Annotated in this window: 16 protein-coding genes; 7 read left to right on the top strand and 9 right to left on the bottom strand. The window is 71.7% G+C overall.

Going from position 1 to position 20,778, the window contains the following annotated elements:
- Nucleotides 1-143: 143 nt before the first annotated feature.
- Both bioB and J2S55_RS43885 read left to right on the top strand, forming a co-directional pair.
- Nucleotides 144-1,268 carry a biotin synthase BioB gene (bioB, locus tag J2S55_RS43890; protein ID WP_306873712.1) on the top strand — a complete coding sequence of 375 codons (1,125 nt, stop codon included), beginning with the start codon at nt 144-146 and terminating at the stop codon, nt 1,266-1,268.
- On the top strand, nt 1,261-2,556 hold the full coding sequence (locus tag J2S55_RS43885; RefSeq protein WP_306873710.1) for an adenosylmethionine--8-amino-7-oxononanoate transaminase: 1,296 nt from the start codon (nt 1,261-1,263) through the stop codon (nt 2,554-2,556). Before bioB ends, J2S55_RS43885 begins: the two co-directional genes overlap by 8 nt.
- Before the next feature lie 308 nt (nt 2,557-2,864).
- Here J2S55_RS43885 and J2S55_RS43880 read toward each other — a convergent pair whose 3' ends face one another.
- Both J2S55_RS43880 and J2S55_RS43875 read right to left on the bottom strand, forming a co-directional pair.
- Nucleotides 2,865-4,982 (bottom strand): TerD family protein, encoded by a 2,118-nt coding sequence (locus tag J2S55_RS43880; RefSeq protein WP_306873709.1) that lies wholly within the window; start codon nt 4,980-4,982, stop codon nt 2,865-2,867.
- A gap of 155 nt (nt 4,983-5,137) precedes the next feature.
- The gene (locus J2S55_RS43875) at nt 5,138-7,222 is read right to left on the bottom strand and encodes a DUF4132 domain-containing protein (protein WP_306873706.1); all 2,085 of its coding nucleotides are present in this window, start codon (nt 7,220-7,222) and stop codon (nt 5,138-5,140) included.
- Nucleotides 7,223-7,797: 575 nt separating this feature from the next.
- On the opposite strand from J2S55_RS43875, the gene J2S55_RS43870 reads away from it, so the two are divergent.
- Nucleotides 7,798-8,265, top strand: coding sequence for a hypothetical protein (locus J2S55_RS43870; protein ID WP_306873703.1), 468 nt, complete (start codon nt 7,798-7,800; stop codon nt 8,263-8,265).
- Here the strand turns inward: J2S55_RS43870 and J2S55_RS43865 are convergent.
- From J2S55_RS43865 to J2S55_RS43855, 3 genes are all read right to left on the bottom strand, one after another.
- Nucleotides 8,252-8,386 carry a hypothetical protein gene (locus tag J2S55_RS43865; RefSeq protein WP_306873701.1) on the bottom strand — a complete coding sequence of 45 codons (135 nt, stop codon included), beginning with the start codon at nt 8,384-8,386 and terminating at the stop codon, nt 8,252-8,254. The two genes, J2S55_RS43870 and J2S55_RS43865, sit on opposite strands and share 14 nt — an antisense overlap.
- A 71-nt stretch (nt 8,387-8,457) precedes the next feature.
- Entirely contained in the window at nt 8,458-9,336 is an 879-nt protein-coding gene (locus J2S55_RS43860; RefSeq protein ID WP_306873700.1) for an MFS transporter, read from the bottom strand.
- The gene (locus tag J2S55_RS43855) at nt 9,333-10,397 is read right to left on the bottom strand and encodes an alkene reductase (RefSeq protein ID WP_306873698.1); all 1,065 of its coding nucleotides are present in this window, start codon (nt 10,395-10,397) and stop codon (nt 9,333-9,335) included. Before J2S55_RS43855 ends, J2S55_RS43860 begins: the two co-directional genes overlap by 4 nt.
- Before the next feature lie 74 nt (nt 10,398-10,471).
- Between J2S55_RS43855 and J2S55_RS43850 the strand changes: the two genes are divergently transcribed.
- A complete protein-coding gene (locus J2S55_RS43850) occupies nt 10,472-13,117 on the top strand; it encodes a helix-turn-helix transcriptional regulator (RefSeq protein ID WP_306873696.1) in 2,646 nt (881 codons plus the stop codon).
- Between the two features lie 82 nt (nt 13,118-13,199).
- Here the strand turns inward: J2S55_RS43850 and J2S55_RS43845 are convergent, their stop codons facing one another.
- From J2S55_RS43845 to J2S55_RS43835, 3 genes are all read right to left on the bottom strand, one after another.
- Nucleotides 13,200-14,165: an NAD(P)-dependent alcohol dehydrogenase gene (locus J2S55_RS43845; RefSeq protein ID WP_306873694.1), complete on the bottom strand. Its 966-nt coding sequence runs from the start codon at nt 14,163-14,165 to the stop codon at nt 13,200-13,202.
- A gap of 105 nt (nt 14,166-14,270) precedes the next feature.
- Complete coding sequence (locus J2S55_RS43840; RefSeq protein ID WP_306873693.1) at nt 14,271-15,221, bottom strand: permease prefix domain 1-containing protein; 951 nt, start codon at nt 15,219-15,221, stop codon at nt 14,271-14,273.
- The gene (locus J2S55_RS43835) at nt 15,218-15,553 is read right to left on the bottom strand and encodes a PadR family transcriptional regulator (protein WP_306873691.1); all 336 of its coding nucleotides are present in this window, start codon (nt 15,551-15,553) and stop codon (nt 15,218-15,220) included. The genes J2S55_RS43840 and J2S55_RS43835 overlap by 4 nt, the downstream gene beginning before the upstream one ends.
- A gap of 342 nt (nt 15,554-15,895) precedes the next feature.
- Between J2S55_RS43835 and J2S55_RS43830 the strand changes: the two genes are divergently transcribed.
- The 3 genes from J2S55_RS43830 to J2S55_RS43820 all read left to right on the top strand — a co-directional run bounded on the left by J2S55_RS43830 (nt 15,896) and on the right by J2S55_RS43820 (nt 19,580).
- On the top strand, nt 15,896-17,320 hold the full coding sequence (locus J2S55_RS43830) for an FAD-binding oxidoreductase (RefSeq protein ID WP_306873689.1): 1,425 nt from the start codon (nt 15,896-15,898) through the stop codon (nt 17,318-17,320).
- A 181-nt stretch (nt 17,321-17,501) separates the two neighbouring features.
- Complete coding sequence (locus tag J2S55_RS43825; RefSeq protein ID WP_306873686.1) at nt 17,502-18,620, top strand: alkaline phosphatase PhoX; 1,119 nt, start codon at nt 17,502-17,504, stop codon at nt 18,618-18,620.
- Between the two features lie 114 nt (nt 18,621-18,734).
- Nucleotides 18,735-19,580 (top strand): SGNH/GDSL hydrolase family protein, encoded by an 846-nt coding sequence (locus J2S55_RS43820; RefSeq protein WP_306873685.1) that lies wholly within the window; start codon nt 18,735-18,737, stop codon nt 19,578-19,580.
- On the opposite strand, the gene J2S55_RS43815 is transcribed toward J2S55_RS43820, so the two are convergent.
- The gene (locus tag J2S55_RS43815) at nt 19,567-20,754 is read right to left on the bottom strand and encodes a PucR family transcriptional regulator (protein ID WP_306873682.1); all 1,188 of its coding nucleotides are present in this window, start codon (nt 20,752-20,754) and stop codon (nt 19,567-19,569) included. The genes J2S55_RS43820 and J2S55_RS43815 overlap by 14 nt on opposite strands.
- Nucleotides 20,755-20,778: the final 24 nt, after the last annotated feature.

Below are 20,778 nucleotides of genomic sequence, written 5' to 3'. Positions count from 1 at the left end.
CGGGCGCAGGCGCGGGCGCCCGTGGGCGCCCGTCCCCGCGTGGCTCGGTCCGGGCCGCTGCAGGCCGTTCTACAACTTTCACTGAATGATCTTGTCCGGATCGGTGATTCGGTACCGCCGCGGCCTTGACGGAGGATCGAGGCATGGAACTGTTGACCACGCTGGTGGACAAGGGACTGCGCGGGCAGTCACCGACGCGACAGGAGGCACTGGCCGTCCTGGCGACCTCCGACGACGAACTGCTCGACGTGGTGGCCGCGGCCGGGAAGGTGCGGCGGAAGTGGTTCGGCCGCCGGGTCAAGCTCAACTACCTCGTCAACCTGAAGTCGGGCCTGTGCCCTGAGGACTGCTCGTACTGCTCGCAGCGGCTGGGGTCGAAAGCCGAGATCCTCGCCTACAGCTGGCTCAAACCACACGAGGCCGCCGCCGCGGCCGAGGCGGGGACGGAGGGCGGCGCCAAGCGTGTGTGCCTGGTGGCCAGCGGCCGCGGCCCCACCGACCGGGACGTCGAGCGGGTCGTCGGCACCATCGAGGCGATCAAGGAACGCAGTCCCGACGTGGAGATCTGCGCCTGCCTGGGCCTGCTGTCGGAACGGCAGGCCGCGCGGTTGCGCGAGGCCGGCGTCCACGCCTACAACCACAACCTCAACACCTCCGAGGGCGAGTACGGAAAAATCTGCACCACACACGGATTCGCCGACCGGGTGGACACAGTCCTGCGTTCACGTGGGGCGGGCATGTCGGCCTGCTCCGGCCTGATCGCCGGTATGGGGGAGAGTGACGCCGACCTGGTGGACGTGGTCCTCACGCTGCGGGAGCTCGATGTGGACTCGGTGCCGGTGAACTTCCTGATCCCCTTCCAGGGGACCCCGCTGTCGCAGACCTGGGAGCTCACCCCGCAGCGGTGCCTGCGGATCCTGGCGATGGTGCGATTCGTCTGCCCGGACGTGGAGGTCCGCCTCGCCGGGGGCAGGGAGATCCACCTGCGCGGCCTGCAGCCCCTGGCCCTGCACATCGTCAACTCGATCTTCCTCGGCGACTACCTGACCAGCGAGGGGCAGCCGGGCAGTGCCGACCTGGAGATGATCAAGGACGCGGGCTTCGTGGTGGAGGAGCCCGGATCCGCTACGCTGCCCGAGCACCGCGGCGCAGCCTCGCCCGCCCAGCCCGAGCGGCGCGGAGACGCGCCGGCCGCCGGGCCCGCACGTACCGACCTGGTGGCGCTGCGCCGCCGCGGCGCCGGTACCGACCTTGCGCCCAATGCCTGACCCGCGGCGGTCCCTGGAGCTGGACCGGGCCCACGTGTGGCATCCGTACGCGCCGATGCCGGGCCGCGAAGTCCCGCTGCTGGTGGAATCGGCCTCCGGAGTACGGTTGCGCCTGGCAGAACCGGTCGAGGGCCAGGTGGAGCTGGTGGACGCGATGTCCTCCTGGTGGGCCGCCATCCACGGGTACGGGCACCCCGTACTGGACGCCGCGGTGAGCGACCAGCTGAGCCGGATGAGCCACGTGATGTTCGGGGGGCTCACCCACGAGCCCGCGATCCGCCTCGCCACCCGCCTCGCCGAGATCACCCCGGAGCCGCTGGAGCACGTCTTCCTCGTCGACTCGGGATCGGTCGCGGTCGAGGTCGCGGTCAAGATGTGCCTGCAGTACTGGCGGTCGCTCGGCCACCCGGGCAAACAGCGCCTGCTGACCTGGCGTGGCGGTTATCACGGCGACACCTTCCAGCCGATGTCCGTGTGTGACCCCGAGGGGGGCATGCACTCCTTGTGGACCGGTGTGCTGCCGCGGCAGGTCTTCGCCGACGCCCCGCCCGCAGGCTTCGGCGCCGGGCCGGATCCCGCCTACACCGCGCATCTGGCCGGGCTGATCGAACGGCACGCGCACGAGGTGGCGGCCGTCATCGTCGAGCCGGTGGTACAGAACGCGGGCGGCATGCGCTTCCTGTCCCCCGGTTACCTGCGGGTGCTGCGCGAGCTGTGCGACGCGCACGGGGTCCTGCTCGTGTTCGACGAGATCGCCACCGGCTTCGGCAGGACCGGCGCGCTGTTCGCCGCGGACCACGCGGGTGTCACGCCGGACGTGATGTGCGTGGGCAAGGCGCTCACCGGCGGCTATCTCAGCATGGCGGCCACCCTGTGCACGCCCCGGGTGGCGCACGGCATCGGCCGCGGCGACTTCCCTGTGCTCGCCCACGGCCCCACTTTCATGGGAAACCCGCTTGCCGCCGCCGTGGCGGTCGCCTCGCTCGACCTCCTGGCGGACGGGGCGTGGGAGGAGCAGGTCAAACGCATCGAGACGGGATTGCGGTCCGGGCTGGCCCGCGCGCGCGGGCTGGACGGGGTGCGCGATGTCCGCGTGCTCGGCGCCATCGGCGTCGTCCAGCTCGACCACGAGGTCGACAAGGTCGCCGCCACCCGCGCCGCCGTACAGCACGGTGTGTGGATACGCCCCTTCAGGGATCTCGTCTACACCATGCCGCCCTACGTCGTCGACGACGCCGACCTCGGCCGCATCACCACCGCGATCGTCGCGGCGGCCGCGGCCGGCTGACACCCCCGGAGCGACTTCTTCATGTACGTGCTGATCATCACCGGCACCGGCGGTGAGATCGGCAGGACCGTCGGCACCGCCGCAGTCGCGTCCCTGGCGGCCGCGGCGTTGCGGCAGCCGACCGGTCGTGAGGGAGGCTCGGGGGCTAGACATGCCAGTGGGCCCATGGGGCCCACCTGGAATCGAACCAGGTAAGAAGGAAGCCCTCGAATGGCCTCACGACCGGAACGCGAGGAGAGCGGGAAGACTAGATTCAAATGAGGAGTTTGAGAAGGAAGCCCTCCCATGGCCTCGCGGTCCCAACCGTATCAGGCAGGGATCAGCTCGTGCAGCGTCTCAGGCGTATACACCCGCGATCCCGGCGGGAGATCGGCCGGAGCCTCCAGTCCGATGTAAGTGGTGTGCTCAGCCGAAGAACCCTTCATGCGCAGCAGGTCGGCCAGATGGCGCACGCGCAGGTAGTCGCGTTCCACGATCGAGCGCACCAGCAGGGAGGTGGTGACCCGGTTGCCCTCCACCCGGTTGAAACCGGGATGCCCCTTCAAGTAGAGATGCAGCCATTTCACCCGCCAGGCGCCGTCGTCGCCGCGCAGGAAGACCAGGGGAAGGGCGGTCCGGCCGGAGCCGCGCAGGTCGGACTTCATCCGTACGGTGCGTGGCTCGAACGGCCGGCCTCCCTGCCCGGCCTCTCTGGTCATGTAGCCGAAGAATGCCTCGGCGGCCTCGTCGAACCGCTCCCCGGCGTAGATGTTGACCTGGGGAATGATGATCGGCTGGGCCGCGTCGGCGAGACGGATGTCGATGAACTCCGACGCGCCATGGGGCGCCGGCGCCTCGGTGAGGTCGCCGGAGTATTCGGCGGAGCCGTTGGCGTAGTTCGTCCACGAGATGTGCGTGGGATTGTCGTAGGAGGCGTCGAGCATGAGCGCCGACAGGTCGTAGTCGGTGCGCCGCTCGGCCTGGCGCCAGTGGACGAAGAACCTGAGCGACTCGCCGTCGACCGCCGAGAGCGAGCCGCGGGGCAGCATGCCGAGCCCGGGGGAGACGGCCTTGCCCGACAGCGGCAGGGCGACGTCGAGCACGTCGGGATCGACGATCAGCTCGCCGGTGTCGGGCAGGCGGCGGGTGATCTCCTCGTCCAGGATGGCCACCGCCCGCCGCAGGACCTTCTCCTCAAGAGGCGGGCGGGAGTCGGGCGCCGCCCATGCCCTGCCGTACCGGTTGGTGAAGACGCGGCCGGCGGCGGGGGCGAGCCGGTTGTGCAGGTGTTCGCGCAGAGACAGCAGGACGCGGCCGGAGGCGCCCGCCACGGCTTTCTCCGCGGCGTCCAGCACGGCCGGCGCGGACAGGCCGGTCCGCAGCAGGTGGTCCAGGCGGCGCAGCAGCGCGCCGGGCGCGTTCCCCAGCAGCTCGACGGCCTCAGCGGTACGGCCCGCTGACAGGGCGGCCTCGACGCGGCTGTCGAAGCCGGCGGTCCCGCGCGCGCCCCTGGCCACCTCGAAGACGCGGGCGGCACGCGGGAACTGCGGGTACTCGTGGGGATGCAGCCGCTCGCCGAGCCGCTTCCACTGCTCCCGGTGGCGCGGCACGTCGCCGAGCTTGGCCGGGGTGGCGACGGTGTCCAGGGCCTGCAGCAGGGCGCGGCGCTCGGCGCGGCGCAACGGGCGGAACCTGGTGGGGGTGGCCAGCGTGACGTCGCCGCCGGAGCAGCCGCAGGCGAGCCGGAGCACATCCGTCACCGTGTCGACGAGCAGTGGTCGGCCGGCGGCCAGCCGTATCTCGTTGACGACGGCGCGGTTCTCGCGCACGGGGACGCGCTCCGGTTGATCGGCGCAGAACGACGCCAGGGACCGCAGGGCCGCCAGGTCCTCGGCGGCCAGTGGCGTCTCGGAGCCCGCCAGTGAGAAGTAGAGCTCGCGCGCCTCGGCCTCCAGGCTCCCGCCGAGCTCCAGCACGGTTACGCGGTCGGCGGCCAGCGGGATCAGCTCGGCGTGCGCGGCCAGCAGGTCGGCGTAGGTGTGCCGGTAGCGGCCGTAGCCCGGCAGGGACAGCAGGTTGAGCGTCAGCGGCTGGAGGCGGGTGGCGGCGACCGGGTCGAGCAGGGTCTCACGTAGCAGGCCGGCCCAGAACTCCAGGGTGTCGGGCACGTTCTCGGGGAAGTCGATGAAGTAGGCGTTGTGCTGGACGTGGTCGCCCACCAGGCCGCGGACGGCGGCCAGGACCCGCACGCCGAGATCGACCACGCTCTCACCGCGCAGCCGCGTCAGGCGTTCGAGCAGGGCCGCCGAGCACGTGAAGCCGACGCTCAGCAGCGCGGCGTCGAGCTGGCGGGCGGCCACCTCGCCCCGGCCCGGCGCGGAGTCGATGGGGGCGTCGACGGGAACTCGTAGCCGTCGGGTGATGACGAGGCTTTCCAGACTGTCCACGAACGCACCTTATAGCCGGAACATGCCCGCACGCTGTGGGTTTTCCGGGTATGTGATCGCCGGCCGGTCCCGCCCACCGGCCGGTGACTCTTGGCCGGACCGGATCGCGTGACGGGCGACAGCACGCGACCGCGGAGGTGTCCTTCCCGCGTGGATCAGGCCCGGAGCTGGCGGGTGATGGAGGGATCGGTGATGGCGGTGTCGTCCGCCAGCAGGAAGGCCTTGCTGAGGATGAGCGCCAACCGGCCGTCCTCCTCGAACGGGAGGAACAGCCCGGCGTGGGGGTCGCGCGCGGAGACGATGCACAGGTAGGCGTCGTTGGGTTCCATCAGGATGTTCGCCGACCCCAGATGGATCTTGTAGGTGCGTATGTCGCCCCGCACCACCAGGAAACGGTCGGTCACGGTGCACCGGTCGGCGATGGCCGTCCGCCCGATCAGCCGGGACAGCGCGTCGCGGCGCACCTCGGCGGAGGGCTGCAGCGCCGCGAACGAGCCGGTCCGCCAGTAGTCCCGCAGCCGGTCCGGACCGTGGTCGGCCCACCGGGGATCGGCCGTGATCGAGGTGACGGCCACGAACAGGTCGACGTCCCGCATGGCCTCGCTGAACACCAGCGCCGGGACCTCCGTCAACGGCGCCTGGTGCCACCTGCCCTCGGACAGCCGGTGGAAGCGGACCTGGCCGGTGGCCGCGTGGCTCTCGTCGTACAGACCGTGGTCAAGTGTCGCCCGCCACCGTCCGCCCGCCATCACCCGCTGGGCCTCCCCCTCGTGGCCGCCGTCCCACTGCCCCAGGAAGTCGGAGTGCCAGCCTCGCTGTTTGAACAGCGCGCGGAGCTTGCGGTAGTCCACCACGTGCCCGGCGAACCGGTTGGAGCAGGTCCCGGTCGCCTCCTCGGCGGGGGTGAGCAGGTAGACCTCGCGGAAGGCCTGCTTGTACGGCTGGCGCAGCTCCTTGCCCTGCACCACCTCCCGCCAGGCGCGCACCTCCTCCAGGGACGCGCGGGCCGGATGCCACAGCCGCACCGGCACCTCCGGCACGGTCAGTCCCAGCTCGCTGCGCCACACGCCGGGCGAGACCTCGAACTCCCAGATCAGCCGATCGGTGACCGAGTGACCCTCCAACTGCCGGTACGGCGGAGCCGTCTCGCTGGTGTAGGCCGCTTCCAGTGCCCTGATCAGGGTGGCCTGCTGCTGCAGGGTCTGCTTGGCCAGCTCGCGCAGCCGCTTGACCTCCTCGGGGTGCTCCCGCCTGACCGCCGCCGGGACCGCCTTCAGCTTCTTGTCCCCGTGCCACCACGACAGCTCGACCCCGCCGTCGGTCGAGATCACCGCCGTGTGCTCGCCGACGGCCTGCCGTACCCGCCCGTCGGGCAGCCGGAACGCCACCTCCAGCCGGTTGCCCAGGGCGGGCTCGATGCGCTTGAACATGCGGTCCAGCTGCTTGGGCACCCCGGCGTGCCGGGTGGCCCGGCGGGCGGCGCGCAGCGCGGAGATCGCCTCGGGAGTCGGGTGCTCCTCCACCGCACGGGCGATCGCGAACAGCACTCCCTGGGAGGGCAGGGTCTTGGCCTGGGTGGGAGCCACCGCGATCCCGCGCAGCAGCCTGTCCAGCAGATCGGGCAGCCAGGGCTCGTCCCGTAGGAGCGCCAGCCGTACGGCCCGGCCGATGCTCGCCTTCTCCCCGTCGTCGAAGGCCTTCTCCGCCCTGTACGGGATCTCGCCGGCGTGGATCGCCGAGACCCGGGCCTCGGCCGCCTCCAGAGCCGCCCGGGCGAAGTCCAGATAGCCGGGCTGGCCGCCGAGCCATTCGAGCACGCCCGATGGCGGCGGGACGGCAAGGTTCGACCGCTCCCGCATCGCCTCGACGAACAGCGCCCGCCGCTCCACGTCCCAGTCGAGCAGCACCTCCATCTCGGCGACCGCGATCGGCCCGCGCCCCTCGGCGGACCGGGCGCCCACTTCGGCGTCCATGCCCGCCAGTCCCGCCGCCACCAGCACGGAGAAGGGGTGGCCGCCCCGTCTCCAGTCCGGCAGCAGGAACTCGACCAGCTCGCGGGCCGACGCGGCCAGCCGCCGCTCGTCGACCGCGTACCATGCCGGTGCCGAGCCGCCGTCGCGGGCCCCGACCGGCGCGCCCAGCCCGGTGCTCAGCTGGGAGAGGTCGGGCCAGTGCGTGGGGTCCTTCGCGGCCCCGGTGATCAGGTCGAGCAGGCGCTGCGCGAGGGGGGAGAGGTGCATGCCGGTGATTCCTGTCAGAGGTGGATCTGGCGGGTGATGGAAAACCGTATTTCCGGGAAATGTCAAGTGGTGCCGCAATCTATAGCAGCAGCGAATGACAGAACGTCGATGGACGGCGGGCACCCATGCCAGGCGGGGGCGTCGTCCGGCGTGAAGGATCCGCGCCCTTCCGGCCCGCCCGGGGAGACCGGCCCCGATCGGGACGTCCGGTCGCGGCCGGCGCCGGAGGCGGTACGGCCCGCGGTGCCGCGCCGGACGGTGGACGCCGAGCAGCCTCCAGGTCCCCACGGAAACCGGATCGGTTCAAGGACGAAAAACCCTCGCTGTCGGGAAGGGCTTTCATGCCTTCATCCGGCAAGGCTGACTATGTAAACCGAAAGCCATCTGGTCGCCATGGGGACGGCCCCTGTTCGGGCGGTGAAACAGGTGGCCGTGTATCCGATCGAATGTTACGCAGGGCGCTTGAATGGTGATTCCCCGTCCGTTCCCGTCGAACTCCAAGCCATCCGCAAGTCCCCTCCAAGGAGGCTGCGGAAATCTCGGTCGTGACCGATCGGACGAGAAAAGGGGAAACTGTGCTCGTGCGTTCCAAATCCGGCTCTCTTCTGCTGGCAGGCATTCTCGGGTCGCTGGCCCTTGCCGGCGCGACCCCTGCGAATGCCGCAACCGAAGCCGGAATCGGCCTTACCCTGAATGTCCGCGACGTGGACGAGGAGGGAACCTGGAGCAACGGCGACGAAGTCTTCATCAGCGTCGTACGCGATGGATCGACTCAGCGCTATGCCCCGACCGAAGGCACGATCGACGTCAACGAATCCGACGAGGGCCATCAGGTCGAAATCCCGTCGTCGAACCCCCTCAAGTTCCCGGTGGGCAGCAAAGTGACAATCCAGGTATGGGAGGACGACGTCTCCGGGGACGACCTCCTCGCCGAGGCCAGGGACGTCGTCGTCGAGTGCGACCGCCCGTTCAGCGGGGTAACCGAGATCACAAAGCGGAAGTATTACGATTACGCGTTCGACGGTAAGTTCACCTGCTGGTGAGCACTGGCCTGGCGGGGGAGGCCGGCGCGGGGCCGGGTGTCGCCCACAGGCCGGTGAGCAACAGCAGGAACGCCGTGGCGGCCGTCGTCGGCGTCTCGTCGGCGGCGGTCAGCCGGCACACCGCCGTTCTGCTTCCGGGGTGCCACGCAGAGCGTCCTCGACGCCGGTCGTGCGGTCCCGGACGGAGGGCCGTCAACCGGCCGGCAGCGCCACGACAGCGGGGCCGAACGCCGTCCCCAGCAGGTAGCACAGGTTGAACAGGCCGATCGCGGCCGGCCTGTGCTCCTCGGGGGCCGCCGAGACGGCGCGGACCGCCAGCACTCCCTGGCCCGAGGCCGCCGCGATCGAGGCGGCGGCCTGGGCGAGCAGCAGGCCGGGCGCCGCCGCCGCGGCGACCGCGCACAGTCCGGCGGCCACGGGCTGGTGCGGCACGGACACCAACGCGGTGACCAGCCCGGTCAGCACCACCACGCCGATCACGTCGAACCGGCCGGGGGACGGTGCGGACCGGACCGCCTGCCGTGACACCGTCTGCCGTGACACGGCGGGTACGGCCAGCACGGCCACGACCGGCAGGGCGAGCACGGCCCGCCAGGACAGCAGGTCGCTGATCAGCGACCCGGCCAGCGGGGAGACCGATCCGACCACGGCGAGCGAGGCCGTGGCCACGCCCATCCGGCGGGGGGAGTCGGCCAGCTGCATGGCGATCGCCGTCAGCCCCGCGGCGCCCAGCGCCTGCGCGGCACCGGTGAGCAGCAGGACGGGCAGGTCGGGGGCGAGGAGCACGAGGCCCGCCCCGGCCAGGGCGAGCAGGGCGCACACCGTCACCGTGGCACGCATGCCGCGGTGGCCGACCAGCCCTGACATCAGCGGCGTCCCCACCGCGATGCCCCACCCGAACACCGTCACCAGCCAGGCCGCCGATCCCGGCGGACCCCCGAGGTCGCCGGCCACCTCGTCCAGGATGAGCGCCGGCCCCGCGATCCCGAACGACATCGGCCCGGCCAGCACCGCCAGTGAGAACGCGGACACCCCGGCATGCCGCGCCGTACCCGCGGCCGGAGCGCTCACCGGGCCTCCAGCGTCGGGTAGTCGGTGTAGCCGCGGTGGTCGCCGCCGTAGAAGGTGGCGGGGTCGGCCTCGTTGTAGGGGCCCCCGGCCCTGACGCGCTCGGGCAGGTCGGGATTTGCCAGCCACAGGGAGCCGAGGCTGACCGCGTCGCACAGGCCCGCGCGGAGCGCCTCCACCGCCGAGCCGAGCTTCCCCTCGGCGGTGCCGTGCGGGTTGAGGATCAGCGTGCCCGGCCACGCGGCCCGGACCAGCTTGGTGATCTCCCGGTCGAACTCCATGATGTGCACGTACGCCGGCCTGAACGGCGCCAGCGCGCGCATCAGGGCCGGATACACCTCGGCCGGGTCATGTTCCCGGATGCCGTTGTTGGGGTTGGCCGGGGAGATGCGGATGCCGACCCGCTCCGGCCCGATCGCCTCGGTGACCGCCGTGGCGACCTCGACCGCGAAGCGGATCCGGTTCTCCATCGGACCGCCGTAGGCGTCGGAGCGGACGTTGGCGCTGCCGCACAGGAACTGATGGAGCAGGTAGCCGTTCGCGGTGTGCAGCTCCACCCCGTCGAATCCGGCCGCCGTCGCGTTCCTCGCGGCGGCGACGAAGTCCGCGACCGTCGAGGTGATGTCCGCCGGCGTCATCGCGCGTGGAGTGGGGTGGTCGAGCATGTCCTCGGCGGTGAAGATCTGCCCGCCGGAGGCGACCGCCGAAGGGGCCACGGGCAGGGCCCCGTCCGGGTAGAGACAGGGGTGGCCGATCCTGCCGGAGTGCATGAGCTGCGCGAAGATCCGGCCGTCCTGGCCGTGGACGGCATCGGTGACCCGGCGCCACGCCTCCACCTGCTCCGGCGAGTGCAGCCCCGGGGTGTCGATGTATCCCTGGCCGATCACCGAGGGCTGGGTGCCCTCGGTGATGATCAGACCGGCGGCGGCCCGCTGTGCGTAATACTCGGCCGTCAGACCGGTCACCAGCCCGCCGCTCGCCCGGCTGCGCGTCATCGGCGCCATCACCAGACGGTTGGGGAGGGTCAGCTTGCCTACGCTGACCTGCTCAAATAGCTCGTTCATGGAGATGAAGGTATGAGCGATGACGTGCATGGCGAATCAGTAGGATTTACTGTTTCCGGGTACTTGGAGGTTGCGTGCTGTACGGGCGGTCCACTGAGCAGACGGAGCTCGAAACCCTGGTCGCCGCAGCGCGGGAGGGGCGCAGCGGCGCCCTCGTGGTGCGCGGCGAGGCGGGCATCGGCAAGACCGCGCTGCTGGAGTGGACGGCCCGGACGGCGGCCGGGCACGGGATGCGGGCGGTGCGGGTAACCGGCATCGAGCCCGAGGCCGACCTGGCGTTCGGCGGGCTGACCCAGCTGCTGTGGCCGCTGCGGGACCATCTCGACGCACTGCCGGGACCGCAGGCCGCCGTGCTGAAGGCCGTGCTCGGGGCCGAGCCGGCAGCCGGACGGGACCGCTTCCTCACCGGGCTCGCCGTACTCACGCTCCTGGCCGACCTGGCGGAGGACGTCCCGGTGCTCTGCCTGGTCGACGACGCTCAGTGGCTCGACCAGGCCAGCGCGGAGCCCCTGCTGTTCGCCGCCCGGCGGCTCGCGGCCGAAGGGGTGGCGATGGTGTTCGCCACCCGGGAGGACGGCTTCGCCGCGCCCGGGCTGAGCGAGCTGCGGCCGTCCCGGCTGGACAGCCAGGACGCGGCCCGCCTGCTGGCCGAGCACGAGGTGGCGCCGGTCCTGCGGGAGGAGATCATCGCCGAGTCCGCAGGCAACCCCCTGGCGCTGATCGAGTTCGCCGCGGGGCAGCGCGGCCGACCGGCCGGGCCGCTGCACTCGCAGATCGCCGACCGGGTGCTGGCGTCGTTCCGGACCCAGATCGGGCGGCTGCCCGAGCGGACCCGGCTGATGATGCTGATGGCGGCCGCCGAGGGGAGGGGCGACCTGGCGCTGTTGCTGCGGGCGGCGCACCTGATGGGCGTCGGTCTCGACGACCTTGAGGAGGCGGAACGGGCCGGGCTGATCCAGGTGACCGGATCGGCCGTCGTCTTCCGGCATCCGCTGATCGCCACCGCCGCCTACCAGGGGGCCGCGCTGGCCCGGCGTGTCGCCGTGCACCGCGCTCTCGTCGAGATGGCCGAGAGCCCGGACTGCCGCGCGCACCACCTGGCCGCCGCGACGATGGAGCCCGACGCGGGCGTCGCCCTCGAACTCGCGGCCGCGGCCGAGCGGGCCGGTGCCCGCACCGCCTACGCGGCCGCCGCCCGCCTGTACGGACAGGCCGCCCGGCTCGCCACCGCCGGGCAGGACCAGGTCGGCTGGCTCGCCCGAGCGGCGGCCGCGGCCCTGTCAGGCGGCCACCCCGGCCAGGCCGCCGAACTGGCCGCAAGGGCCGAAGAGCTCGCCGCGGAGGAGTCCGCCCAGCCGGGCCGTCCTTCCGGAGGGGAGCGCCGCGACGTCGTGGCGGAGCTGACCTCGGTGCGCGCGGCCGCGATGTTCGAGCTCGGCGAGGAGGAGAAGGCCGTCGGCCTGCTCCTGGACCGCGCCGATCGAGTTGCTCCGCACCAGGGCGCCGCCATGCTCCGCACCGGTGTGACCTACGCCTGGTTCACCGGCGACGAGACCTCCGTGCGCGCCGCCTCCCGGAAGCTGGCGGCCCTCGGCCACTCCGACCGGATGGCCGAGGGGCTGGCCCACCTCATGCGCGCCGACTACGCTCGCGGCCTCCCGCTGCTGGTGGACTCCCTGGCCCGGGCTCCCGGCACCGAGCGCGCCCTGTTCACCGCGATGATCATAGGTGACGACGCCTCGGCCATGGCGCTGGCCGCCGCCGAGGTGGCCCGCTGCCGCGAGCAGGGCCTCATCGGCGCCCTGCCCCAGGCGCTGCAGGTCCTGGCCCAGACACAGGTCTGGGCCGGCCTGCACCGCGAGGCCGAGGCCGCCGTGGCCGAGGCCGTCGGGATCGCCTGCGACGCCGGCCTGCAGCAGCGCATCGCCTGGCTCAACGGCGTCCCCGCCCGGATCGCTGCGATCGAGGGCGACGAGTCCCGCTGCCGCCGCCTGGCCGACGCGACCCCCCACCTCTACCGGCCGACCGGCGACGCCGTCCTGGGCCTGCTGGAGCTGTCCATGGGCGACCACGAGTCGGCCCTGAACCGCCTGGAGACCGCCTGGTCCAGCCCGGGCCGCAACGCCGCGGTGCTCCTGCCCTCCGCTCCCGACCAGATCGAGGCGGCGGTACGGCTGGCCCAGCCGCACCGCGCCGAGGAACCGCTGCGCCGCCTCCAGGCCTGGGCCCGGGCCTCCGCGCAACCGTGGGCCCGGGCCGTCGCCCTGCGCTGCCAGGCCCTCACCGGCGACGACGAGACCTCCTTCCAGGAGGCACTCGCCCTCCACGAGCAGGGCGGTCGCCCCTTCGAGCAGGCGCGCACCCAGCTCCTCTACGGCGAATGGCTCCGCCGCGCCCGCCGCCCCGGCGACGCCCGCGCTCCCCTGCACGCGGCCATGGAGACCTTCGCCCGCCTGGAGGCCGCCCCCTGGACCGCCCGCGCCCGGTCCGAGCTCCACGCGACCGGCGGATCCCCCAGGGCCGTCAACCCCGCCCCGGCCACCCCGCTCACCCCGCAGGAACTCCACGTGGCACGGCTGGCCGCGGCCGGCCACAGCAGCCGGGAGATCGCCGCCCAGCTCTTCCTGAGCCCCCGTACGGTCGAATACCACCTGTACAAGGCCTATCCGAAGCTGGGTGTCACCTCCCGCCGCGAACTCAGCCGCCTCAACCTCTCCTGACCGCGCCCGCCCGGACGGCGCGCCGTCCGGAGCCGGAGAGCGTGCCCTCCGCGGGGTGGCCACCGGCGGGGGCGGGCCGGGTTCACACCGTGAGCACGATCTTGCCGCGGGCGTGCTCCGCCTCGAGGAAGCGGATGGCGTCGGCGGTCTCGCTCAGGGGGAACGTCCGTTCGATCACCGGGGTGATCTTTCCCTCCGCGACGAGTCCGGCCAGGAGGGTCAGGTCCTCGGCGCTGCGCCTGGCGACCAGCCCGCGGAGCTTCTGGCTCAGGAACGGCGTGGTCACGGCGGCGGCGAGCAGCCGTGGCAGGGGGCCGAGCAGCGCGCCGCCGGCGCCGCTGGAGGAGACGTAGACGCCCTTCGGCGCGAGCACCCGGCGGAACCCGGAGAGCTGGTGGTTGCCCACGAGGTCCACGATGACGTCGAAGCGGCCCGCGCCCCGGGTGAGGTCCTCGCGGGTGTAGTCGATCACATGGTGGGCGCCGATCGAGCGCGCCAGATCCGCGTTGCGGGTGCTGCAGACGCCGGTCACCTCCGCGCCGAGCGTCTTGGCGAGCTGCACGGCGAAGGTGCCCACCCCGCCGGAGGCCCCGTTGACGAGCACCGTCCGGCCGGGTCCGGCCCCGCCGAGCCGCAGCGCCTGCAGCGCGGTCGTCGCCGCCACCGGCAGGGTGGCCGCCTGCTCGAACGTCACCTCCGCGGGTTTCGGGGCCAGATGCGCCTCCGGCGCCGCCACGTACTCGGCGAAACCCCGCTGGTTCATCTCGCCGAACACCTCGTCGCCGACCTGGAGGCCCGTCACCTTCGGCCCGACCGCCTCCACCGTCCCGGCGACGGCGCGGCCCAGGATGGTCTTCTTCGGGCGCCGGAGCCCGAAGGCCAGGCGCAGGATGCCGGGGGAGCCGTGCATGACGGCCAGGTCGCCGTGGTTGATCGAAGCGGCGCGGACCCGCACGAGCACCTCGCCGTCGCCGGCGGCGGGCCTGTCGACATCGGTGTGGCGCAGGACCTCGGCGGGGCCGTACTCCTGGTAGACGATCGCTTTCACGGCTGTTCCTCATCTCGGTGGCGGACCGGGGCGGTCTCCGGGCAGGGGGCATCACACCGGCGACGTCCGCCCGGCGTGGGTGTTGGGAGGGGGATCGGTGACCTTTCAGCGCCGGCGCGCCCGGGTGATCCCCTCGACGACGGTGTGGATGAGCGTGCCGACGGAGATCACGATGAGCCCCGTGTTGATCCACTGCGGTACGCTCGGCGGCCACCCGGCCGCCGTGACGAAGACCGGGTTGAGCAGCCTGTCGTCCACGGTGAGCCAGATCAACATGATCGGGCAGGCGATGCCGACGAGCGTCCCGGCGGCGGCGAGGGGAACGCTCCAGCGCGCGTAGTGCTTGGCGAAGGAGAAGCCGAGGTCGGCGATCACCAGGGCGATGAAGAGGTGGATGACGCCGGTCTCCCACAGCTGGGGCGAGAGCACGCCGATGGGGGCGCCGCCCGCGTCCGTCTCGGTGCTCACCAGCGGTGAGAGCAGTATGAAGGTCGTGAAGAGGACCAGCAGCACGGTCTCGGTGACCAGCTCGCCGTACCGGGCGCGGCGGCTGGGCGGCTCCGGGAGCGCGGCGGGGCTCCAGGGCCGCGCCGCCGTCCGGCGCAGGACGGCGACGCGTTCGATGAACACGAAGACGAGCGTCGTCCAGAAGGCGATGTGGACGGCGGCCGTGAGCGCCGCGCCGAGGGTGTCGCCGATCACGCGGAGGGCGGTGCCGCCCTGGAGGCCCCGCACGAGTCCGACTGCCGCGGCGACGGCGGGCACGACCGTCACGAGCAGGGCCGTCAGCAGCCGCGTGTAGTCGAGGTAGAGCGCGGGGCCGATGAGATGGAGCGGGCGGTCCGCGTAGCCGGCGGCCAGCCGCGCCGGGTCGCCGAGTTCGGTGAGCACCGCGAGCTCCGCGTCGGCGGGGTCGCTCCCGGCGTCGAGACGGTCGTCGACGGCGTCCGCGATCGAGGCGCGGAGCTCCTTCTCGATGTCGGGGCGCTGTCTTTCGGGCAGGCGGCGCAGGATCGCCTCGACGTAGCGGTCGGTGAGGGCGCTCGTGGTGATCATGACTTGCCTTTCAGGGCACGGAATGCGGTGTCGAGCTCGTCCCATCCGCGGCTCAGGGTCTCGGCGAGTGCCAGGCCCTTGCCGCTCGTGCGGTAGAACTTGCGCGGCCGGGACTCCTCGGTGTTCCAGTCGCTGGTCAGCAGCTCCTGCTTCTCCAGGCGGCGCAGGAGCGGGTAGAGGGTGTTGGCGTCGACGGCGAAGCCCTGCCGGTCGAGCAGGTCGAGCAGGGCGTACCCGTAGTTGGGCTGCTCCAGGATGAGCAGGCAGGCGAGCACGACGGTCCCCCGTCGCAGTTCCTGCAGGTGCGTGGAGAGCAGCTCATCGTCCAGCATGAAGGCACAATATTGTGTGCCACACAGTAATGCAACAGGGGCCGTGGAGTCCGGGGTCCGATGTCCGGGATTTATTGATCTACGTTGTAAAGGCATCCGGCCGGTGGCCACCGGATGAGGAAGATCGAAATGACCGGGTTACTGTTGGAGTCACGGGTGATTCCGAAACGGCGCCGCCGGACGAAGCGGTGGCTCCACGTGGTTCGCGGCAGGTGACAGAGCCGACAGGGCCGCCGCGTGCCGTACATCTCGACAATGTCCAGGTCCCCTGCCACCAGGGAAAAGCCTCGCGCGAGGAGAGGGCCGCTCGGGGACCGCCCACCGTTCCGGAGGGAGCAGCCGATGCCGATCAAGGTCGAGACACTCTCGGGCGAGAGCGCCACGCTGGATGACGACAAACTCGAAGAGCTCCGGATGACCTTCCGGGGCCCGTTGATCACGCAGCAGGACGACGGCTACGACGCGGCGCGGGCCGTGCAGAACGGGCTGATCGATCGCCGCCCCGCGCTCGTCATCAGGTGTTCGGGCACCGCCGACGTCATCGACGCGGTCAACCTGGCCCGTGAGCACGGCCTGCTGGCGGCGGTGCGCGGGGGCGGGCACAGCGTCGCGGGCCACTCCGTCCGTGACCGTGGCCTGCTGATCGACCTGTCGGGGATGCGCGGGGTCTGGGTCGACCCCGACGCCCGGCTGGTCCGGGTCCAGGGCGGCGCGACGTGGGGCGATGTCGACCGCGAGGCCCAGGCGTTCGGTCTCGCGGTCCCGGGCGGGATAGTGTCGACGACCGGCGTCGCCGGGCTGACCCTGGGCGGCGGGATCGGCTGGCTGCACCGCAAGTACGGGCTGTCCTGCGACAACCTGCGGGCCGTCGAGATCGTCACCGCCGACGGGCGGCTGCTGCGGGCCGACCGGTCCGAGAACGAGGACCTGTTCTGGGCGCTGCGGGGCGGGGGCGGCAACTTCGGGGTGGTCACCTCCTTCGAGTTCACGGCCCATCCTGTCGGGCCGACCGTGATGTGCGCGGTGCCGATATACGCCGAAGATCCTGGCGAGGTCTTCCGGGCGTGGAGCGACTGGGCGGAGACGGTGCCGGACGAGGTCACCACCAGAGCCATCTTCTGGACGATTCCGCAGGACCCGCACATGCCCCCGCAGATCCACGGCAGGCAGGTGCTCATCACCGGCGCCCTCTACGCGGGGCCTCCGGAGGAGGGCGAGAAGATTCTCCAACCGGTACGGCGGCTCGGCACCCCGCTGGCCGATCTGAGCGCCCCGATGCCGTATCGGATGTTCCAGTCGGCCTTCGACTTCTTCTTCGCCAAGGGCGCCCTGTCCAGTTACTGGAAGTCGCTGTTCATGAGCGGGCCGCCCGGCCGGGCGGCGGACCTGATCGTGCGCTACGGGCTCGAGCGGAACGCGCCGCAGTCCATGGTCCACGTGCCGCTGCTCGGCGGGGCGGTCAGCCGCGTGGGCCCGGACGAGACAGCGTACGGCGACCGCGACGCGACCAGCATGCTGAGCGTGGACGGCAACTGGGTCGACGGCGACCCGGCGGAGCATGTCGCCTGGGTGCGCCATGTCATCAGCCAGGCCGAGGAGTTCTCGACCGGCGGGACCTATCTCAACTTCGACGGTGACGGCCCGGGGGAGGGGCCCGAACTGGTCCAGGCGGCCTTCGGTGACAACCTCCGGCGGCTGACCGAGATCAAGCGGCGCTACGATCCGCAGAATCTGTTCCGGCTCAACGCCAACATCTCACCCGCGTAACCGCCCCCTGTTCACCGGCACATCGGCCCGGCCGCCGTCAATGCGCTGCACGGCGGCCGTCCGAGGTTTGTGATCTGTCACAGGTTTGACAGCTCAGATTTACTGCCTTTTCCAATTCCCAGAAGACCGCCGCCAGCCCATGGTTTGGGGGGGAGAAATGTAGGCGATCACTGGAGCCCCTATGCAGCGCCGCACCTTCATCGTGTCCCTCTCCGCCGTCGCTCTGTCCGGCACCCTGTGGCAGGACGCCGCGCTCGCCTCCTCGGTGGTCGCGGGCGAGAGCCCGTACGGCCCGCTCGGCGGGCCCGACGCCAACGGCGTCGCGCTGCCGGCCGGGTTCAGCAGCAGGGTGGTGGCCAGGTCGGGCCACTCCGTCGGCGGCATCCTCTGGCATCCGGCCCCGGACGGCGGCGCCTGCTTCGCCGACGGCACCGGCTGGATCTACGTGTCCAACTCCGAGGTCCCGCTGGTCGGGGGCGCTTCGGCGATCAGGTTCAGGGCCGACGGCTCGATCGAGCGGGCCTACCGGATCCTGTCGGGCACCAACCTCAACTGCGCGGGCGGGCGCACGCCGTGGAACACCTGGCTGTCGTGTGAGGAGATCTTCCGCGGCAAGGTCTACGAGACCGATCCGTACGGCGCGCGCGAGGCCCAGCAGCGTCCGGCGATGGGCAAGTTCAAGCACGAGGCCGCCGCCTGTGACCCCGATCACGGGGTCGTCTACCTGACCGAGGACGAGGACGACGGTTGCTTCTACCGCTTCGTCCCGAACGTCTGGGGCGAGCTGTCCAGCGGCCGTCTCGAGGTCTTCTGCGCCGACAACCTCTGGCGGCCGGTACCCGACCCGGCGCCCGGCGTCTTCCAGAAGCAGACCAGGCACCAGGTGAGCGTGGCCAGGCACTTCGACGGCGGCGAGGGCTGCCACTACGCGGACGGGATCTGCTACTTCACCGCCAAGGGCGACCGGAAGGTGTGGGCCTATGACGCCGTCCGCCAGACGGTGACGGCGATCTATGACGGCGCCGGCACGCTCGACGGCGTCGACAACATCACCGGCACCCAGGGCGGTGATCTCTACGTCGCCGAGGACGGCGGCAACATGGAGATCAACATCATCACCCCGGGCCGGGTGGTCGCGCCGGTCCTGCGGCTCGACGGCCAGGGCGGGTCCGAGATCACCGGCCCCGCTTTCTCTCCCGACGGCACCCGCCTGTACTTCTCCTCCCAGCGCGGCACCAGCGGCGAACGGGCGGGAACGGGCGGCATCACCTACGAGATCAGCGGCCCCTTCCGCCGCTGATCCCCAAGGAGCGCCCCGTGGCCGCGGCGTGCCGACGTCCTTCACCGCCGCGGAGGCCGGGCTCCTGCTCAGATCCCGTACCGCAGAGCCGATGCTTTTCGAAGGGAGTTCAGCGTGATCCGATCAGTGATCGCCGCGATCGTCCTGGTGGCCGCCCTCGCCCCGCCCGCCCACGCCTCGGCCGGTGAGGTGTATGTGGCCCTGGGCGACTCGGCCGCCTCCGGGCCGCTGGTGCCCGACCAGGTGGTGCCCGACCTCGGGTGCTGGCGCTCCGACCGCAACTACGCCCACCTCACCGCGCAGGCCATCGGGGCCGCCAAGTTCCGTGACGTCACCTGCTCGGGCGCCGACACCAAGGACATGTACAGCGCGCAGGGCACCGACCTCGGTTCGGTGCCGCCGCAGCTGGAGGCGCTCAGCCAGGACACCACGCTGGTCACCGTACAGATCGGCGCCAACGACGTGGGGCTGACCGGGTTCATCGAGGACTGCCTGAACCTTCTGCCGCCGCCCGTCGGCGACGCCTGCAACGACGACTACATGGAGAACGGGCAGGACACCTGGCGGGTCAAGACCGACGCGCTGCGTCCGAAGCTGACCACTTTGGTCGCCGACATCCGTGCCCGCTCGCCGCAGGCCAGGATCTTCGTGGTGGGCTACGGGACCTACGCCCCGCTCAACGGCTGCTACCCGAGGGTGCCGATCATCAAGCAGGACGCCAACTACATCCGTGCCACCCTGCAGTACTTCAACCAGGCGTTGGCGGAGCAGGCGGCGGCGGCGGGCGTCGCCTTCATCGACCTGCAGACGCCGAGCGTGGGCCACGATCCGTGCGCCTCGGCGGGGACGCGGTGGATCGAGCCCTACGTCCCCGCTTCGCCGGCGGCGCCTTTCCACCCCAACGCGCGTGGGATGCGCGGTTTCGCGGACGTGGTGATCCCCGCTGTCAGCGGGGCGTGATCCTTCTGGCCGCCAGCGCGGCTCCGATCTGCTGGAGCTGCGCTGGGTCGGCCGGGTCGAGCCCGCTCAGGCTCACCACCCGCCGTAACCGGTAGTCGACGGTGTTCGGGTGCACGTGCAGCAGCTCGGCCGTGCGGCGGCGGTCGAGCCCGGTCTCCAAATAGACCTTGAGCGTCCTGAGCAGGTCGGGGTTCTCCAGCAGCGGGTCGAGGAGACCCGCGAGCCGGGCGGTGGCCCTGCTCGGCCGGGTGAGCTGGTACTCCAGGAGCACGTCGGTCAGCCGGTAGGCGCCCGGCGGATGCCCGAAGATCCGCGCCACCTCCAGAACCTCCTCGGTCACCCCCGCGGCGGCCGGGACCTCGGCGGGCGTCGCCTGCTCGGCCGCCGCCCAGATCGGTACCCCGGCCGCCCTGGTCATCGCCTCGACGACCTCGGCCGGGTCCGGTGTCTCGCCGCTGCACGGCAGCAGCACGAGCCCGCCCGCCGGGTCGAGCACGGACAGGACCTGCTCGGTGGCGTAACGCTGCACGGCGGCCCTGATCCTGGCCAGCTTGCGCCGCGCGGCGATCGATCCGCCGGGCTCGTCCTGCTTCTCGTCGGGGTGGGCGTCCACCGCGATCGCCATGACCAGGTATCCGGGTGCCAGCCGTACCGCGGCCAGGGCCGTGTGGTCGCCGCCGAGCAGCGCGGCGACGGCGGCGTGCATGGCGTGTTGCTCGTGGCTGAGCATGCCCTCGCGCTCCCCGAGGTAGGCGGTGCACACCGCGGAGGTCACCGCCTCGATGTAGACGAGGATGAGGCGGTTCATGTCGAGTACGGCCGCGAAGTCGGCCGGTGTGGCGGTGGCGATCAGGCGGTCCCAGACCCAGCGGGCGCCCAGGTGGTAGGCGGCCAGCAGGGCTTCGAGCGGGACCCGTTCCTGCGCGCGGCGCGCGGCCGAGGCGCGCAACGGAGCCAGCTCGGCGGAGGCGGGCGGGCGCCCGTGGCGGAACATCTCGCAGATCATCCGCAGGTTGTGCTCGGTGATCCTGGTGATGTCGCCGTCGAGCTCCTCCCTGGGCAGCCGCCGGTAGAGGGGGATCTCCTCGACGAAGACGTGCACGAGCTGCCTGGCCAGGCTGGTCGCCTGGCGTCCCAGCAGCTCGTGCACGGGGCATCCAGCCAGGATGAGCACGTCTGCCACTGTCTCACACCAGGT

The organism is Streptosporangium brasiliense (genome assembly GCF_030811595.1).
Taxonomy (GTDB): domain Bacteria; phylum Actinomycetota; class Actinomycetes; order Streptosporangiales; family Streptosporangiaceae; genus Streptosporangium; species Streptosporangium brasiliense.
Note: the sequence above shows the minus strand (reverse complement) of the source record. Positions and strands in the feature narration are given on the sequence as shown.

Coding starts and splice junctions, on each gene's coding strand:
- J2S55_RS43835 (WP_306873691.1), bottom strand. CDS start 15,553: ATGCTGGACGATGAGCTGCTCTCCACGCACCTGCAGGAACTGCGACGG.
- J2S55_RS43855 (WP_306873698.1), bottom strand. CDS start 10,397: ATGAACGAGCTATTTGAGCAGGTCAGCGTAGGCAAGCTGACCCTCCCC.
- J2S55_RS43840 (WP_306873693.1), bottom strand. CDS start 15,221: ATGATCACCACGAGCGCCCTCACCGACCGCTACGTCGAGGCGATCCTG.
- J2S55_RS43885 (WP_306873710.1), top strand. CDS start 1,261: ATGCCTGACCCGCGGCGGTCCCTGGAGCTGGACCGGGCCCACGTGTGG.
- bioB (WP_306873712.1), top strand. CDS start 144: ATGGAACTGTTGACCACGCTGGTGGACAAGGGACTGCGCGGGCAGTCA.
- J2S55_RS43830 (WP_306873689.1), top strand. CDS start 15,896: ATGCCGATCAAGGTCGAGACACTCTCGGGCGAGAGCGCCACGCTGGAT.
- J2S55_RS43875 (WP_306873706.1), bottom strand. CDS start 7,222: ATGCACCTCTCCCCCCTCGCGCAGCGCCTGCTCGACCTGATCACCGGG.
- J2S55_RS43825 (WP_306873686.1), top strand. CDS start 17,502: ATGCAGCGCCGCACCTTCATCGTGTCCCTCTCCGCCGTCGCTCTGTCC.